Origin of the sequence: Paralcaligenes ureilyticus, from assembly GCF_004346225.1 — a bacterium.
GTDB classification, from domain to species: Bacteria; Pseudomonadota; Gammaproteobacteria; order Burkholderiales; family Burkholderiaceae_B; genus Paralcaligenes; species Paralcaligenes ureilyticus.
This window is the reverse complement of record NZ_SMAJ01000006.1, coordinates 38655-53693: the sequence shown is the minus strand read 5'-3', so window position 1 is coordinate 53693 and position 15039 is coordinate 38655. Positions and strand designations below refer to the sequence as shown.

General features: G+C 59.5%; 18 protein-coding genes and 1 riboswitch. Of the genes, 9 read left to right on the top strand and 9 right to left on the bottom strand.

The genetic code is table 11. From position 1 onward, the window contains the following. Positions 1 to 51: 51 nt before the first annotated feature. From dksA to EDC26_RS09770, 3 genes are all read right to left on the bottom strand, one after another. Positions 52 to 495, bottom strand: coding sequence for an RNA polymerase-binding protein DksA (gene dksA / locus EDC26_RS09780; protein WP_132582018.1), 444 nt, complete (start codon positions 493 to 495; stop codon positions 52 to 54). A 68-nt stretch (positions 496 to 563) separates the two neighbouring features. Beyond that, positions 564 to 1676 carry a CobW family GTP-binding protein gene (locus EDC26_RS09775; protein ID WP_132582016.1) on the bottom strand — a complete coding sequence of 371 codons (1113 nt, stop codon included), beginning with the start codon at positions 1674 to 1676 and terminating at the stop codon, positions 564 to 566. A 336-nt stretch (positions 1677 to 2012) separates the two neighbouring features. Continuing rightward, positions 2013 to 2501 (bottom strand): Fur family transcriptional regulator, encoded by a 489-nt coding sequence (locus EDC26_RS09770; protein WP_132582013.1) that lies wholly within the window; start codon positions 2499 to 2501, stop codon positions 2013 to 2015. Between the two features lie 124 nt (positions 2502 to 2625). Between EDC26_RS09770 and EDC26_RS20135 the strand changes: the two genes are divergently transcribed. The 4 genes from EDC26_RS20135 to EDC26_RS09755 are packed head-to-tail and all read left to right on the top strand — an operon-like array spanning position 2626 to position 5479. Then, positions 2626 to 2778 (top strand): hypothetical protein, encoded by a 153-nt coding sequence (locus EDC26_RS20135; protein WP_165930984.1) that lies wholly within the window; start codon positions 2626 to 2628, stop codon positions 2776 to 2778. 4 nt (positions 2779 to 2782) lie between these two features. After that, positions 2783 to 3496: a metal ABC transporter ATP-binding protein gene (locus EDC26_RS09765; RefSeq protein WP_132582011.1), complete on the top strand. Its 714-nt coding sequence runs from the start codon at positions 2783 to 2785 to the stop codon at positions 3494 to 3496. 2 nt (positions 3497 to 3498) lie between these two features. Then, a complete protein-coding gene (locus EDC26_RS09760) occupies positions 3499 to 4398 on the top strand; it encodes a metal ABC transporter permease (protein WP_425012552.1) in 900 nt (299 codons plus the stop codon). Between the two features lie 40 nt (positions 4399 to 4438). Continuing rightward, positions 4439 to 5479 (top strand): metal ABC transporter substrate-binding protein, encoded by a 1041-nt coding sequence (locus EDC26_RS09755; protein WP_132582007.1) that lies wholly within the window; start codon positions 4439 to 4441, stop codon positions 5477 to 5479. Here the strand turns inward: EDC26_RS09755 and xerC are convergent, their stop codons facing one another. The 5 genes from xerC to EDC26_RS09730 are packed head-to-tail and all read right to left on the bottom strand — an operon-like array spanning position 5480 to position 9750. Next, complete coding sequence (gene xerC, locus EDC26_RS09750; protein WP_132582005.1) at positions 5480 to 6430, bottom strand: tyrosine recombinase XerC; 951 nt, start codon at positions 6428 to 6430, stop codon at positions 5480 to 5482. It lies immediately after the preceding gene. 8 nt (positions 6431 to 6438) lie between these two features. After that, entirely contained in the window at positions 6439 to 7107 is a 669-nt protein-coding gene (locus EDC26_RS09745; RefSeq protein WP_132582003.1) for a DUF484 family protein, read from the bottom strand. Next, positions 7104 to 7997 (bottom strand): diaminopimelate epimerase, encoded by an 894-nt coding sequence (gene dapF / locus EDC26_RS09740; RefSeq protein ID WP_132582001.1) that lies wholly within the window; start codon positions 7995 to 7997, stop codon positions 7104 to 7106. The genes EDC26_RS09745 and dapF overlap by 4 nt, the downstream gene beginning before the upstream one ends. 15 nt (positions 7998 to 8012) lie before the next feature. Further along, positions 8013 to 8903 (bottom strand): lysophospholipid acyltransferase family protein, encoded by an 891-nt coding sequence (locus tag EDC26_RS09735; RefSeq protein WP_132581999.1) that lies wholly within the window; start codon positions 8901 to 8903, stop codon positions 8013 to 8015. A gap of 1 nt (position 8904) precedes the next feature. Further along, complete coding sequence (locus EDC26_RS09730) at positions 8905 to 9750, bottom strand: lysophospholipid acyltransferase family protein (protein WP_132581997.1); 846 nt, start codon at positions 9748 to 9750, stop codon at positions 8905 to 8907. A gap of 250 nt (positions 9751 to 10000) precedes the next feature. On the opposite strand from EDC26_RS09730, the gene metK reads away from it, so the two are divergent. The 5 genes from metK to metF all read left to right on the top strand — a co-directional run bounded on the left by metK (position 10001) and on the right by metF (position 14333). After that, the gene (gene metK, locus EDC26_RS09725; RefSeq protein ID WP_132581995.1) at positions 10001 to 11176 is read left to right on the top strand and encodes a methionine adenosyltransferase; all 1176 of its coding nucleotides are present in this window, start codon (positions 10001 to 10003) and stop codon (positions 11174 to 11176) included. A 63-nt stretch (positions 11177 to 11239) separates the two neighbouring features. Next, the gene (locus tag EDC26_RS09720) at positions 11240 to 11455 is read left to right on the top strand and encodes a DUF1289 domain-containing protein (RefSeq protein ID WP_132581993.1); all 216 of its coding nucleotides are present in this window, start codon (positions 11240 to 11242) and stop codon (positions 11453 to 11455) included. A 31-nt stretch (positions 11456 to 11486) separates the two neighbouring features. After that, positions 11487 to 11583: riboswitch (S-adenosyl-L-homocysteine riboswitch) on the top strand. Between the two features lie 72 nt (positions 11584 to 11655). Continuing rightward, complete coding sequence (gene ahcY / locus EDC26_RS09715; RefSeq protein WP_132581991.1) at positions 11656 to 13074, top strand: adenosylhomocysteinase; 1419 nt, start codon at positions 11656 to 11658, stop codon at positions 13072 to 13074. A gap of 90 nt (positions 13075 to 13164) precedes the next feature. Continuing rightward, positions 13165 to 13503 carry a phage holin family protein gene (locus tag EDC26_RS09710; RefSeq protein ID WP_132581989.1) on the top strand — a complete coding sequence of 113 codons (339 nt, stop codon included), beginning with the start codon at positions 13165 to 13167 and terminating at the stop codon, positions 13501 to 13503. Then, positions 13500 to 14333 (top strand): methylenetetrahydrofolate reductase [NAD(P)H], encoded by an 834-nt coding sequence (gene metF / locus EDC26_RS09705; RefSeq protein ID WP_132581985.1) that lies wholly within the window; start codon positions 13500 to 13502, stop codon positions 14331 to 14333. The genes EDC26_RS09710 and metF overlap by 4 nt, the downstream gene beginning before the upstream one ends. 72 nt (positions 14334 to 14405) lie before the next feature. Here metF and EDC26_RS09700 read toward each other — a convergent pair whose 3' ends face one another. Further along, positions 14406 to 15038 (bottom strand): 5-formyltetrahydrofolate cyclo-ligase, encoded by a 633-nt coding sequence (locus tag EDC26_RS09700; RefSeq protein WP_132581983.1) that lies wholly within the window; start codon positions 15036 to 15038, stop codon positions 14406 to 14408. Position 15039 lies beyond the last annotated feature (1 nt).

Sequence of the window (15039 nt, the reverse complement as noted above, 5' to 3'; positions counted from 1 at the left end):
ACCCTTTATCTGGAGGCGAACCCCCAGAGTTCAAGAGGAAAAAGCCATCATTCAATCTCCGTAAAGCTTTTGGCGCATTTCGCGCCGTTCCTGGGCTTCGAGTGACAGGGTGGCCGTGGGCCGTGCCAGCAGGCGTGCCAGCCCTATGGGCTCGGCAGTTTCTTCGCACCAGCCGTATTCGCCCGAATCGATGCGGGTAATGGACTGCTGCACCTTCTTGAGCAGTTTACGCTCGCGGTCGCGGGTGCGCAATTCAAGCGCATGCTCTTCTTCGATCGTGGCGCGATCGGCCGGATCGGGCACGAACTGAGTCTCGCGCAGGTTTTCTGTGGTGGCGCCGGCATTACTGATAATGTCCTGCTCCAGCCGTTTCAAGCGATCTCTGAAGAAGGCCAACTGGGCTTCATTCATGTAGTCGGATTCCGGCATCGCCAGCAGTTCTTTTTCTGTCAGAAGGTGATTCTGAACGGCGGTTGCGGCAGATTTGCTTGCCATGATGTACCTCTTTTATATGTGATGTTGGCACTCGTTACCTATGTTGCTATCTCCGGCAGCGGGGTACGTTATGAGGCCAGGCATTGCTCCAAACCCCGAGTAAAAATTTCTTCGGGGAGTTTATGACCGATAAATACCATTTTGGTATTGGGTTTTTCGTTGGACATCCAGGGTTTTCCGGGTTCGGCTCCCATCATCATGTGCACGCCTTGAAATAGCATACGACGATTAATGCCTTTCAGGTAGAGAATGCCTTTATATCGCAAAAGATCCGGGCCGTAGACCTGGACGATACCGCTTAGAAACTCTTCAAGGCGTTCCGGGTTGAAGGCCTTGTTGGAGCGGAACACGAAGGCTCCGATGGCATCGTCGTGGTGGGCGTGATGGTGATCCTGGTGGTGGTGCGCGCAATGGTCGTCGCACTCGCCGTCGTGGTCGTGGTCATGATCGTGGTGCTCGTGACCTTGCTCGTCTTCATGGTCGTGCGCCGCGTCGGGATGTTCGTCGGCCAGAAAGTCGGGATCGATGTCCAGAATGGAGTTCAGGTTGAAGCCGCTTACATCGATGATGGCTTTGAGGTCGGTTTGACCGAAGTTGACCGGTTCGATCGAGGCGCGCGGATTGATATGCATCAAGCGTGAACGCAAAGCCTGGTAATCGACCTCGTTGACCAGATCCTTTTTGGAAATCAGGATGCGGTCGGCAAAGCCCACTTGTTTTTGCGACTCTTCCTGCTTGTCGAGGGTTTCCATGCCGTGTTTGGCATCGACCACGGTAATGACGGCATCGAGCCGGTAGTAATCGGCGATCTCGTCGTCCATGAAAAAGGTCTGGCACACCGGGCCTGGATTGGCCATGCCGGTGGTTTCGATCACGACGCGTTCGAAGGTCAGTTCGCCCGCTTCGCGTTTGACGCTCAAATCGGTCAAGGTGCGCATCAGGTCGCCGCGCACGGTGCAGCATACGCAGCCGTTGCTCAGTTCGATGATCTGTTCTTCGCTATCTTGCACCAGCAGATCGGTGTCGATGCTTTCGGGCCCGAATTCGTTTTCGATGACCGCAATTCGGCGGCCGTGATATTCGGTCAAGATGCGTTTGAGCAGGGTTGTTTTCCCTGCACCGAGAAAACCGGTGAGTATTGTCACCGGTACCATTTTCTCCGGACTAGGAGCGGCTTTCATTATGGGCCTCGCTGGCGCGGGTCAAAAGGCAGAAGACGCTTGGATGAGTGGCAACTATCAGTTTGCACCGCAAAATAACTTAACGTGCGATTACAGCACAGCATACGCTTTAGAGCAAATAGAGCCCTGGAAAATTGTATTTTCGTGATAAATCAGGCACCTGGAGGCGTTCATACGGCCGATTTCCGCAGGATATATCGGCGTGGGTCACGGGCCATTATCGATGGCACCCACAAGGGGTGCCGCTACAAAACCACCCGACACGCTAAGTAGCGGCACCCCTTGTGGGTGCCATAATCCGGCCATCAAACGACATTTCCAACCCCCGCCAGGTGCTTAGTGGTTATGTGAATGGGCGTGAGGCGCTTGTCCCTGGCATTGCTGACACAGGGCGCGCAATTCGGTTTCGTGGGTCGAGAGCGTGAAGCCGGCCTGGGCTACTTTTTGTGCCAGTTGCCGGCTGAGGGCAGGGTCGCTCAACTCGGCCACGGCACCGCAGCCGGTGCAGATGACCAGCAGGTCGTGCGGTGTTCCGGCGGCGTCGAGGCAGGCCGTCCAGGCGTTGATGGCGTCCAGGCGGTGGATCAAGCCCTCTTCGACCAGAAAGTCCAGTGCGCGGTATACCGTGGGCGGGGCGGCGCCGGCCTGCGCCGGCCGTATTTCCTCGAGCAGCTCGTAGGCTTTCAGGCTGCGCCGCTGGCGCAAGAGTATCTCCAGCACCTTGCGCCGGATGGGTGTCAAGCGTTTGCCGCGCGAGCGGCACAGGGACTCGGCGGTGTCGAGCTGGCGGGCAAGGACAGCGGGTGTGGTGGGGCGGTCTGGCATGGCAGTGCGCGGGAACGGCTCGTCAGCCTAATGTTAGAATAGTTATGTTATAACATAACAAGTACGTAAGCCCAGCTCCATCCACTCCTTAGACTCAAACCCGGGCGCCTCGCCCCTGCTATCCATGTCCTTGCTTCCTGCTCATGCCGATCGTCTGCGCTCTTACCGCGGCTCGGCGCTTCTGGCGTCTTGCGGCGCCCGTGTCGCTCGTGTGGCGCTGGTCGTTGCCGCGATGTGGGGCCTGACCGGCTGGGCTATGGGCTGGTGGCGGATTTGACGCGATGATGGGCGCAGTCATTGAGCTGGATCGAGTGTCTTTCGGATGGCGCGAACGCGTTGCCATCCGCGATCTGAGCGGAGCTTTTGAGCGTGGGTCGCTGACGGCGGTTGTCGGCCCCAACGGGGCGGGCAAATCGACGCTGATCAAGGGCATCATGGGCGTGCTGAGTCCTTTGCGTGGCCGCATCCGCTTGGGCGGCGACACCCGTGACGACATGGCGTGCCTGCCCCAGGTCGGAGAACTGGATCGCAGTTTTCCCATCAGCACCTATGACCTGGTGGCCATGGGCGCCTGGCGCCGGGTAGGGGCCTGGGGGCGTTTCGACGCCGCTGAGCGCGAGCGTGTATGGCAGGCGCTGGAGACGGTGGGAATGGCCGATTTCGGCGCGCGGGTTATTGGCACCCTGTCGGGCGGACAACTGCAGCGCGCGCTGTTTGCCCGTTTGTTGCTGCATGATGCGCAAACCTTGCTGCTGGACGAACCTTTTGCGGCGGTCGATCGCGCAACGACCGAAGATCTGATGGCATTGTTGCTGCGCTGGAATGATGAGGGCCGCACTGTGATTGCGGTGTTGCATGACCTGGACATGGTGCGGGCTTCGTTTCCCCAGGCTTTGCTGTTGGCCGGCCAGGCGGTTGGATGGGGGGCGACGGCCGATGTGCTTACCCCCGAAAACCTGCATCTGGCGCGTCATCTGTGCGCGGGGGACTATTGATGATGTGGTTGTATGACTGGTTCTTCGCGCCGTTTGTCGAGTATGGATTCATGGGCCGGGCGCTGGCCGGGTCGTTTGCACTGGCGTTTGCCGCGGGTCCGTTGGGTGTATTTCTGGTGTTGCGCCGGATGAGCCTGATGGGCGATGCGATGGCGCACGCCATTTTGCCTGGCGTCGCTGTTGGATTTTTGACCGCGGGGCTATCCCTGGGTGCCATGACGATAGGGGGCATGGTGACAGGCTTGATCGTGGCCCTGCTGGCAGGTGCCGTGGCGCGTGCGACACCGCTCCGGGAGGACGCCAGTTTTGCGGCGTTTTATCTGGTTTCTTTGGGGCTGGGCGTGCTGTTGGTGTCGCTGCGCGGCTCGAACATGGATTTGATTCATGTCCTGTTCGGGACGATTCTGGGCCTCGATGACGCCTCTCTGCTGCTGGTGACGATATGCAGCAGCATTACTTTGGTGGTGATGGCCGTTATTTTCCGGCCACTGGTGGTCGAGTGCCTGGATCCGGGTTTTCTGCGCGCCGAGCGCGGGCCGGGATCGCTGAGCCATATGGTGTTTCTGGTGTTGCTGGTCATGACCCTGGTTGCAGGCTTCCAGGTGCTGGGCACCCTGATGGTGGTGGGCATCATGATGCTGCCTGCCACCGCGGCCCGTTTCTGGGCGCGCTCGGCCGGTTGGCAAATGATGTTGGCTGGGGCCATAGGCGTGTTTTCCTGTTATGTTGGTTTGCTGGTGTCTTATCATGCCAACGTGCCGGCCTCGCCCGCCATCATTCTGTCCGCGGGCGCGGTGTATTTTTTGTCGATATTCCTGGGGCCGCAGGGCGGCCTGCTGCAGGCGGCCAGACGGGCTCGCGCGCGCCATCGCCGTTTGTCGCAGATGGGTGAAAATAATTGATTATTTCGTACGGAGAGTGTGTATGTCTGGCGCATGCGTAATGAAGATAGACACGTGGTCGTTGCCCCGCAAAATACGGTCGGCGCTTGCGGGCGCAATGCTGCTGGTGGCAAGCCCCTTTGTTCACGCAGCCGACTCGGTGCCTCTGGATGTCGTCGCAAGCTTTTCGGTGTTGGGCGATATGGTTCGGGTTATCGGCGGCGATCATGTTGCCCTGACTACGATCGTGGGCCCCAATGGCGATGCGCACACCTTTGAACCAACCCCCAAGGACGCCCGCGCCTTGTCGCAGGCCAAGGTTTTGTTTGTCAACGGACTGGGGTTTGAATCCTGGATGCCGCGGCTCGTGGCCGCCTCGGGATTCAAGGGGCAAGAGGTCGTGGCAAGCAAGGGCGTGACGCCGCGCGAGCTGACGCCGGCCGAGCAGGCACTGGCGGCGATGGAAGAAAAGCACGAGCGCGCGCCGGGGCGCCATGCACATGCAAGCCGGGCAGGCGCTGGCAGCCATGGCCGTGACGCGCAGGAAAATTCGACCGACCACGCACATATCGATCCGCACGCCTGGCAAAGCCTGAGCAATGGCCTGATTTATGTTCAGAACATAACGGCGGCACTGGCGGCGGCCGATCCTCGGCATGCGGACGATTATCGGGAGCATGCGCGGATGTACATGCAGCAGATCAAAACGCTGGACGCCCGCATCAAGCAATCGCTGGCGGCCATTCCGGAGGCGCGGCGCAAGGTTGTTACTTCGCACGATGCGTTTGGCTATTTCGGCCAGGCGTATGGCGTACAGTTTATTTCGACGGTCGGTATTTCCAACGAGGCCGAGCCGTCGGCCAAAGAAGTCGCCAACATCATCAGGCAGGTCAGGCGAGAGCATGTTCCTGCGGTGTTTATCGAGAACATAAGCAACGCGAAACTGATCCGTCAGATTTCTCGTGAAACCGGCGCCAAGGTGGGCGGAACCTTGTATTCCGACGCGCTGGCTCCTCCCGATCAGCCGGCGGGCACGTATCTGGGCATGTTCGAGTGGAACGCCGGCAAGCTTATCTATGCCTTGGATACCAAGAAACAATAATTACCGCTTGCGGTTGGCGCGCGGGTGGGCCTGGTCGTAGGCTTTTGCCAGGTGCTGAAAATCCAGCCGGGTGTAGATCTGGGTGGTGGAAATATTGGCATGCCCCAGCATGTCCTGCACCGCTCGCAGGTCTTGCGCCGATTGCAGCACGTGGCTGGCGAAGCTGTGGCGCAGAATATGCGGGTGCACATGCACAGGCAAGCCCGCGCGGGTAGCCAACAGGTCAAGTTGCAACTGCACCACCCGGGGCGAAATCCGTTTGCCGCGCGCACCTATAAACAGCGCTGCCGCATCTGCCGGGGCCGCGCCCTCGGGTGCCAATTGATTGCGCACCTCCAGCCAGCGTTCGATGGCTTGCACCGCCTTGCCTCCCAAGGGCACGCTGCGTGTCTTGTTGCCTTTGCCTTTGACAGTGACTTCGTGCTCGTCGAGCTGAATCCAGCTTTGCGTTTCGTAGCCCGCGGCCCGTGTGTAGCGCCAATCGAGGCTGACCAGTTCGGCCAGGCGCAGGCCGCTGGAATAAAGCACTTCGAACATGGCCTGGTCGCGGCATTCGATAGGCGTCTTGGGCTCCGGCAAGCCCGGGTGATCCAGCAATACCTGCGCCTGCTCGACCGACAGGGCTTTGGGCAAATTGCGCGGCGCTTTGGGAGCCCGTATGCCGGCCACCGGGTTATGAGTAAGACCGGCTTGAGGCGACCACCATTGATAGAATCCGCGCCAGGCGGCCAGGGCGCGCGCCAGGCTGCGCGGCCCCAGGCCCTGCCCGTGCAGGCGAGCCACCGATTGCCGGATGTGGCCTTCTGTCACACACTCGATCGCGATGCCGGGTTGGCATTCGACAAGATGCTGCAGGTCGTGCCGGTAACCGTCCACCGTGTGTGCGGAATAGCGCCGATTGGCTTGCAGGTGAGCCAGCCATTGTTCCATTGGTGGCGGCAGGACGTGCATGAACGTGTTCAGTCGGCGCCCGACAGGCGGCTCAAGCTGGCGCTGGCCAGGTCGTTGATGGTGTCCAGAAAGCTGGTGCCCATGTCCTGGGTGAAACGATCGGGGTCGTCGGATCCCAATACCAGCAAGCCAAAGGGCGCGTCGGCCCCCGTTGGTTTGAGTGCGATGATGGCGAGCGAGGCGGGCTTGGAACCCAGCCAGCCGGCGACTTCCTGGTCTTGCAAGGGGCCGCAATAAGGCTTGGCCAGCGTGCGGGCATATTCTTTGACGAGATCATTGACATCTTGCGTGAATTCGCTGTCGACGAGCTTGGGCAAGTCCCATAGGCGTAGCGCGATAGTGGGCAAGTCGAACAGATCGCTCAGATTGCGCACAATGTGCGCGGGGAGTTGGGTGGGATCCGATTCGGCCAGCATTTTGCGGCACCAGGTATTTAAGGCTTTGCCGATTTTTTCGTTGCCCGATGCGTTGCCGATCAGCCCGGCGAGCCGCCATTCGAGGTCTTTGGTTTTGGCGCGTAAAGTCATGATCTGGCGTTCGCCCAAAGAGATCGCGCGCGCCTCGTGGGGGTGGGGTACGCGCAGGCTGGCAAACAGATCGGCGTTGTCTTGCAGGAACTCGGGATTCTCTTTAAGAAACTGGGCGATGTCTTCGGCGGAAATGGGGTCGGAGCTCATGGCTTGGGAGGTTCCTTGAGGTTGAGGGAGTGAGTGAGGGCATCGATATCGACCTGGCCATTGAAAACGGTTATCGCCGGGCCGCTCATGGTGAGCTGGGTTGCGTTCCAGGATATGGTCAGCGGCCCGCCGCGCGTATGCACTTGCACCGGGCTGTCGAGCAGCCCGCGGCGTATACCGGCGACAACGGCGGCACAGGCGCCTGTGCCGCATGCCAGCGTTTCGCCCGCGCCGCGCTCGTAGACGCGCAGCCTGATCGTGCGGCGATCGACGATTTGCATGAATCCGGCATTGACCCGTCTGGCAAAGCGAGGGTGCGACTCGATAAGCGGCCCCTGTTCGCCGACCGGGGCCGCGTCGACATCGGCCACCTGCTGTACCGCGTGCGGATTGGAGATCGCCACCAGCGACAGATCCACCGTTGTGTTGTTGGGTAGAGGCAATGTCCAGAGCGTGTCGGCGGCGCAGGCTCTGGATGCCAGGCCCTGAGTGTCGAAGGACACGTCGGCGGGCTCGAAGCGGGTTTGGCCCATGTCGACGGTGACCTCGCCGTTGGCCGCTTGATCGAGTGTCAGCAGGCCGGTGGCGATTTCGGCACGCAAAGGGTTGCGTCCCGACAGGCCCTGCTCGTGTACGAACTGCACGAAACAACGCGCGCCGTTGCCGCAATGCTCAACTTCGCTGCCGTCGGAGTTGAAGATGCGGTAGCGGAAATCGGCTTCGGGGTGATGCGGCGCCTGAACCAGCAGGATTTGGTCGGCGCCGATGCCGAAATGGCGGTCGGCCAGGGCGCGCGCGCGTTGCGGCGTCATGTCGATACTTTGGCGCACGCCGTCGAGCACGACAAAGTCGTTGCCTGCGCCATGCATTTTTGAGAAATTCCAGATCATGTTCAGGATTATCCCCTAATAGAATCTTTTTTCACCTTCGGGGCGTGTTTTAAAGCGACGATGCACCCAATAGTACTGGGCGGGATCGGGCCTGACCCAGCTTTCGATCAGTTGGTTGATGCGCACGGTGGCCTGCTCCAGAGTCTGTTCGCCGGGAAAATCGTCCAGCGGCGGCAGTACCTGAACGTTATAACGGCCTGTTTCGGGATCCAGCCGGCTCACGACCGGCACCACGACCGCCTCCCATGCCTTGGCAATTTGCGCGGTGGCGGGAATCGTGGCGGCCTGTACACCGAAAAAAGGGGCGAACACGGCGCCTTTGCGACCAAAGTCCATATCGGGCAAATAATAAATGGGTATGCCGGCGCGAAGCTGCCGGATCAGGCCGCGCACGCCGTCGTGGCGGCTGACCAGGCGCACGTCGTTGAAGCGCCCGCGGCCTTCGCGTACCAGATAGTCGACGTCGGCATCGCTTTGCGGGGTATAGAGGGTTGCCGATTGCAGCAGGAATTGCGATAGCCGCGTTGCAGCCGCATCGAGTGCAATGAAGTGCGGCGCGAGCATGATGATGCGGCGCTTGGCCGCCAGCAACCGTTCCAGATGCTCCAGTCCGCTGATTTGAACGGCTTCCTTGATCGTTGCAGAGGGGCCGAACCAGAACAGGCCTCGATCGACGACGGACTGCGCAAGCAGATAAAAATGGCGCTGCAGCCAGGCCTCTTGCTCGGATGGCGAGCGCTCGGGGAAACACAGCGCCAGGTTGATTCTGACAATGCGCGCCCGGGAGCGCAGCAGTTTGGGTGTGAGCCACCCCAGTATGCGTCCGTAGCGTAGGCGTGTACGTGTATTGCAACGGCCGAAGTAGGAAAAAATGGCTCGCAGCAGGGTTAATTTGCTCAGATTCATGTCAGGTCGGACGGTGGAGGGGGGCGCCCTTGGGTATTTTGTAGCGGTTGTAGCTCCATAAGTATTGCGTGGGGCAGCGGCGTATCAACGTTTCCATGGCGTGATTGATCAGCGCGGCCTGTTCGTCGGCTGAGTCAGGTAAGGGCTCAGGCAGGCGCATGTAGTGGATACGCCAGCCCTGGCCTTGCGGCAGGCGTTCGCCCGCGGTCAGGATCACCGCGACTCCGGTTTGGGCCGCCAGCTTGCCCGCCAACGTCATGGTGTACGCAGGCTTGTCAAAGAAAGGCGCCCACACGCCGTCGCCGCCGCCAGGCACCTGGTCGGGCAACATGCCCACGGCTTCGCCGCGTTTGAGTGCGCGTACGAACTCGCGTACACCCTGCCGGTTGGCCGGCACGGCGTTGAGCTGCGAGGTGTTGCGCGCACTTTCCATGACCGGGGCCAGAAAGGCTTGGCGAGGCGGGCGATACATGACGGTAATGCGGCCGTGGCGAGTCAGGTAGCGGGCCGTGATTTCAAAGCAGCCCAAATGCGGGGTCAGGTACAGAATGCCGCGTCCTTCGCCCAAGGCCGCTTCAACCACGGCATTGTCGTCGGTGACGACCTTGTCCAGGCATTGCTGGTTGCGCAGCCAGACCTTGGGGAGCTCCATGATCATGGCGCCGGTCTGGGCTGCAGCTTGGCGCGCGAAAGCGGGGTTGGGGTAGCCGGCCTGTTTGGCATTGGTCTGCAGGCGTCGGCGGTATTTGCCTGGGATGGCGTAGACCAGAAGGCCGCTTATCCGGCCGATACCGTGCAGGATGGGCAGGGGCACGGCAGCAAGCACACGGAACAGAATCAGCAGCATAAAACAACAATAACCCTTTTATAACCAATGGAAAAATACGCTTTCACCTATTTTCGCTTAAAATACGCTCTATCGCTAAGTTAACCGACAACTTGCGGGGCGATAGGCAGGCCATTTTCAAAAACGGCCAGGTCAAAAAAAACCGCTAAAGCGTCGCGCCCCGTCTTCCAGGCTATAGGCTTCCGAGGTGCAACGCATTCCGTTCAACCTCAAGGTCGCATCGTGCGGCCATTAAAAGGAACGTATTGCTGTGGTAAACAACGATTTTCTCTTTACATCCGAATCGGTCTCCGAAGGCCATCCCGACAAAGTCGCGGATCAAATTTCCGACTCCATCCTCGATGCCATTTTTACCCAGGACCCCAAAGCGCGGGTTGCAGCCGAAACGCTATGCAACACGGGCCTGGTTGTGCTGGCTGGTGAAATCACCACCACCGCCAATGTGGATTACATCCAGGTTGCGCGCGACACCATCAAACGCATCGGCTACGACAATACCGATTACGGGATCGACTACAAAGGTTGCGCGGTGCTGGTGGCTTATGACAAACAGTCGCCCGATATTGCTCAAGGCGTAGATCGCAGCCCCGAAGAACTGCTCAATCAGGGCGCCGGCGACCAGGGCCTGATGTTCGGCTATGCCTGCGACGAAACCCCCGACCTCATGCCGGCTCCGATCTGGTATGCGCACCGTCTGGTGCAGCGCCAGAGCGAGTTGCGCAAAGACGGCCGTCTGCCGTGGTTGCGTCCCGATGCCAAGTCGCAGGTTACTTTCCGCTATGTCAACGGCAAGCCTGCCGAAGTTCATACCGTGGTGCTCTCCACCCAGCATGCGCCTGAAATCTCGCAAAGCGACATCCACGAAGCCGTCATCGAGCAAATCATCAAGCCCTGCTTTCCGGAAGGCATGCTTACGGCCCAGACCAAATACCTGGTCAACCCGACCGGCGTATTTGTCATCGGCGGGCCGCAAGGCGATTGCGGTCTGACCGGCCGCAAGATTATCGTCGATACCTACGGCGGCGCATGCCCCCATGGCGGTGGCGCGTTCTCGGGCAAGGATCCCTCCAAGGTCGACCGCTCTGCCGCCTATGCCGCGCGCTATGTGGCCAAGAATGTGGTGGCAGCCGGCTTGGCGCGTCAATGCCAGGTGCAGGTCAGTTATGCCATTGGCGTGGCCGAACCCATCAACATCACGGTGTACACCGAAGGTACGGGCATCATCCCCGACGAGCAGATCGCCCGCCTGGTTCGCGAGCAGTTTGATCTGCGCCCGCGCGGTATTATCGAAATGCTCGATCTGCTTCGCCCCATCTACGCCAAAACAGCGGCCTATGGGCACTTTGGGCGTTCCGAGCCCGAGTTCAGCTGGGAAGCCACCGACAAAGTGCTGGATCTTCAGCAGGCGGTCAAGCTGGCGGTGTAAATCTGGAATACGCCCGATGTCGGGCGTATTGTCGGGCGCGATCTGGGAGGAGTTCTGATTTTCATGACGGCAAGCACTCGCCCCGACGACGATAGTTATAGTCTTAAACGCAGCGATTCACCCTGCGTGGCGGTGTGTTCAACCTTGTACGATGAAGTCTGCCGAGGTTGTGGGCGCACCACCATGGAAGTGGCCAATTGGGTCTTTTTGTCTGATGATGAAAAGCACGCGATCTGGCAGCGCATCAAGGCGCAGGGCTATCCGCGAAACAGAGGTTAAATAGGTAGCGCAATTGCGCTACAATTTCGGCTTTCCTGAGGAGTGCTGCAACGGGATTTTGCCGGGTTCGCGCCCGCCGCCCCGCTAGGCTCAGGAAACGCTTTTTGATTCAACGGCGCTCATCATCTCCTGTATCGTAGGCGAAGGTGAGCGGCAACCCCATCCGCACTTTTCCCGTACAGGTTTATTGGATTATTACCATGAACACTGTCGCTGAAACCGTTTTTTCCGATTACACCATTGCCGATATCGGCCTGGCCGGCTGGGGCCGTCGCGAAATCGCGATCGCCGAAACCGAAATGCCCGGCCTGATGGCTACTCGCGACGAGTATGCCCAGTCCCAGCCCCTGAAAGGCGCGCGGATTGCCGGCAGCCTGCACATGACCATTCAAACCGCGGTGCTGATCGAGACCCTGGTTGCCCTGGGCGCCGAGGTGCGCTGGGCGTCATGCAATATTTTTTCCACGCAAGACCATGCCGCGGCCGCGATTGCCGCCGGCGGTACGGCCGTGTTTGCCGTCAAGGGCGAAACCCTTGAAGACTATTGGCAATATACCCACAAAATATTCCAGTGGCCCAATGGGCAGCATGCCAACATGATTCTCGATGACGGCGGCGATGCCACGGCTCTTTTGCATTTGGGAACCAAGGCCGAAGCCAATCTGTCGGTGCTCGACAAACCGGGCAGCGAAGAAGAGCGTGTTCTGTTTGCGTCCATCAAGGCGCAACTAAAGGTCGACCCCAAGTGGTATTCCACTCGCCTGGCGCAGATCAAGGGCGTTACCGAAGAAACGACGACCGGCGTGCATCGCTTGTATCAGATGTCCAAGAAAGGCGAACTCGCCATCCCCGCCATCAACGTGAACGATTCGGTCACGAAGTCCAAGTTCGACAATCTGTATGGCTGCCGCGAGTCGCTGGTCGACGGCATCAAGCGCGCTACCGACGTGATGGTGGCGGGCAAGGTCGCGCTGGTTTGCGGCTTTGGCGATGTGGGCAAGGGGTGTGCGCAGGCCCTGTCTGCCTTGCGCGCCCAGGTTTGGGTAACCGAAGTCGATCCGATCTGCGCTTTGCAGGCGTCGATGGAAGGCTACAAGGTCGTTACCATCGAAGAGGCCGCTGACAAAGCGGATATTTTCGTAACGGCTACCGGCAACTACCATGTCATTACGCGTGCCCACATGGAGCGCATGAAAGATCAGGCCATTGTCTGCAATATTGGCCACTTCGATAATGAAATCGATGTTGCGTCCGTCGAGAACCTGAAGTGGGAAGAGGTCAAGCCGCAGGTCGACCACATTATTTTCCCCGATGGAAAACGCATCATTCTGCTGGCCAAAGGCCGCCTGGTGAATCTCGGTTGCGCCACTGGCCATCCGTCTTTCGTGATGTCGGCCTCGTTCACCAACCAGACGATTGCGCAGATCGAGCTCTATACGCGTGGCAGCGCCTACAAGACGGGGCAGGTTTATGTTTTGCCCAAGCATCTGGATGAGAAAGTGGCGCGGCTTCATCTTAAAAAGCTGGGTGTTCATCTGACTGAACTGCGCGCCGATCAGGCCGAGTATATTAACGTGCCGGTAACCGGGCCGTTCAAGCCCGATCACTACCGTTATTAAACCCCTGGCGGATGTGGCACCCACAAGGGGTGCCGCTACAAACGCAGGTCGCAAGCGCCTGCGGCCTGACGATTTATACGGAGTCTGATTATGCAACTCATCCTGGTCTGGATTTTGAATGCAGTGGCGCTGCTGATCGTGGCTTATGTATTGCCCGGCATCAGTGTGTCGTCTTTCGGCTCGGCGCTGATCGCGGCGCTGGTATTGGGCTTGCTCAATACGCTGGTCAAGCCGGTGTTGATATTGCTGACTTTGCCCATCACGATTGTGACCCTTGGCCTGTTCCTTCTGGTGCTCAATGCTCTGGTGTTCTGGTTTGCGGGCTCGATTCTAAAAGGCTTTCACGTCAACGGCTTCTGGTGGGCCGTGCTGGGCGCCATTGTCTATAGTCTGGTTTCCGGATTGCTTTCCAGGTTGTTGTATTCATGAATTCTGCGTCATCGATAAGTCTGGAGTTTTTCCCTCCCCGCGATATAGCCGCCCAAGAAAAACTGGTGCGCTCGGCCAAGCAGTTGCTGGCCTTGCATCCCAGCTATGTCAGCGTCACCTTCGGCGCTGGCGGGTCTACCCGTTCGGGCACGGCCGATACGGTGAGCCTCATGCAGAACCTGGGCTGCGAGGCGGCCCCTCATCTATCGTGCATAGGGTCCAGTCGCGCCGTATTGACCGAGATTCTGGATGCGTATCGCGCGGCCGGGATCCGGCGTATTGTGGCGCTGCGCGGCGATACGCCTTCGGGCATGGGGGTCGAAGCGGGCGAGCTGCGCTATGCCAGCGATCTCGTTCGATTCATCCGCGAGCATAGCGGCGACTGGTTTCATATTGAAGTGGCCGCGTATCCGGAAATGCACCCGCAGGCGCTTAATGCATCCGAAGACCTGGATCATTTCGTCACCAAGGTCAAGGCGGGGGCCAATAGCGCGATTACGCAGTATTTTTTCAATGCCGACGCGTATTCCGATTTTGTGAACCGGGTCCGGGCCAAAGGGGTATCGATACCCATCGTGCCGGGGATCATGCCGATTACCAATCATTCGCAGTTAGTGCGGTTCTCGACGATGTGCGGCGCGGAAATCCCGCGCTGGATTCGTCTTCGCCTGGCCGAGTTCGGCGATGACCGCGCTTCGATCAAGGCTTTCGGGGCGGACGTGATTACCCGCTTGTGCCAGCGCCTGTTGGATCAAGGCGCGCCGGGGTTGCATTTTTATACGCTTAATAATGCGGATTCTATCCTGGCCATTCATCGCGGTTTGAGCTGATCGGTGGTCGCGTGATTGTGGTGAGGTGGCAGCCCTTGTGGCTGCCAAGCCCCGCGCCTCTTTTTATCAGCCCTACAAAAGAACCGGCGCGGGCACGGCCCACCCTTTATCGGTCAGCACGGCGTCCAGCCGGACGTCGTGCCCGGCTGGGGTGTAGGCTTGACTGGACAGATCCCCGCAGGACCAGGCTATCCCTATGGTGGTGCAAGAATGTTGCTGCGTCTTGATCGCCGCGAGTGTGCGGTCGTAATAGCCCTTGCCGTATCCGATGCGGTCGCCTGCGCGGGTGTAGCCCAGCGTGGGCACCAGCACCAGATCGGGTAATGGCGCCAGTTCACTTTGAGGCTCGGCGATGCCGTAAGCGCCAATCTGCATTTCCGTGTCGGGTGTCCATACCCGGAATTCCAGGGGTGCGTCGATGTCGGCGACCACCGGCAGCGAAACCGTAAGCCCGTTTTCTTCCACCCATTGATGCAGCAGCGGCTGGAGTTCAGGCTCTTCGTCCATAGACCAGAACGCCGCGATATGCTGCGGGGCGGGACGATTGGCGGCCAGCAGCCTGGCACGGGTTGTGGCCAGCCAGGTGAACAGACGGCCCCGAATCAGCAATGCGCCACGGTGTCTATCGATGGGATTGATCTCGGCGCGCAACTGTTTTAGTCGCGCGCGAAGGGGGACTGCGTTATTCTCTAGGGTGTTATTCATG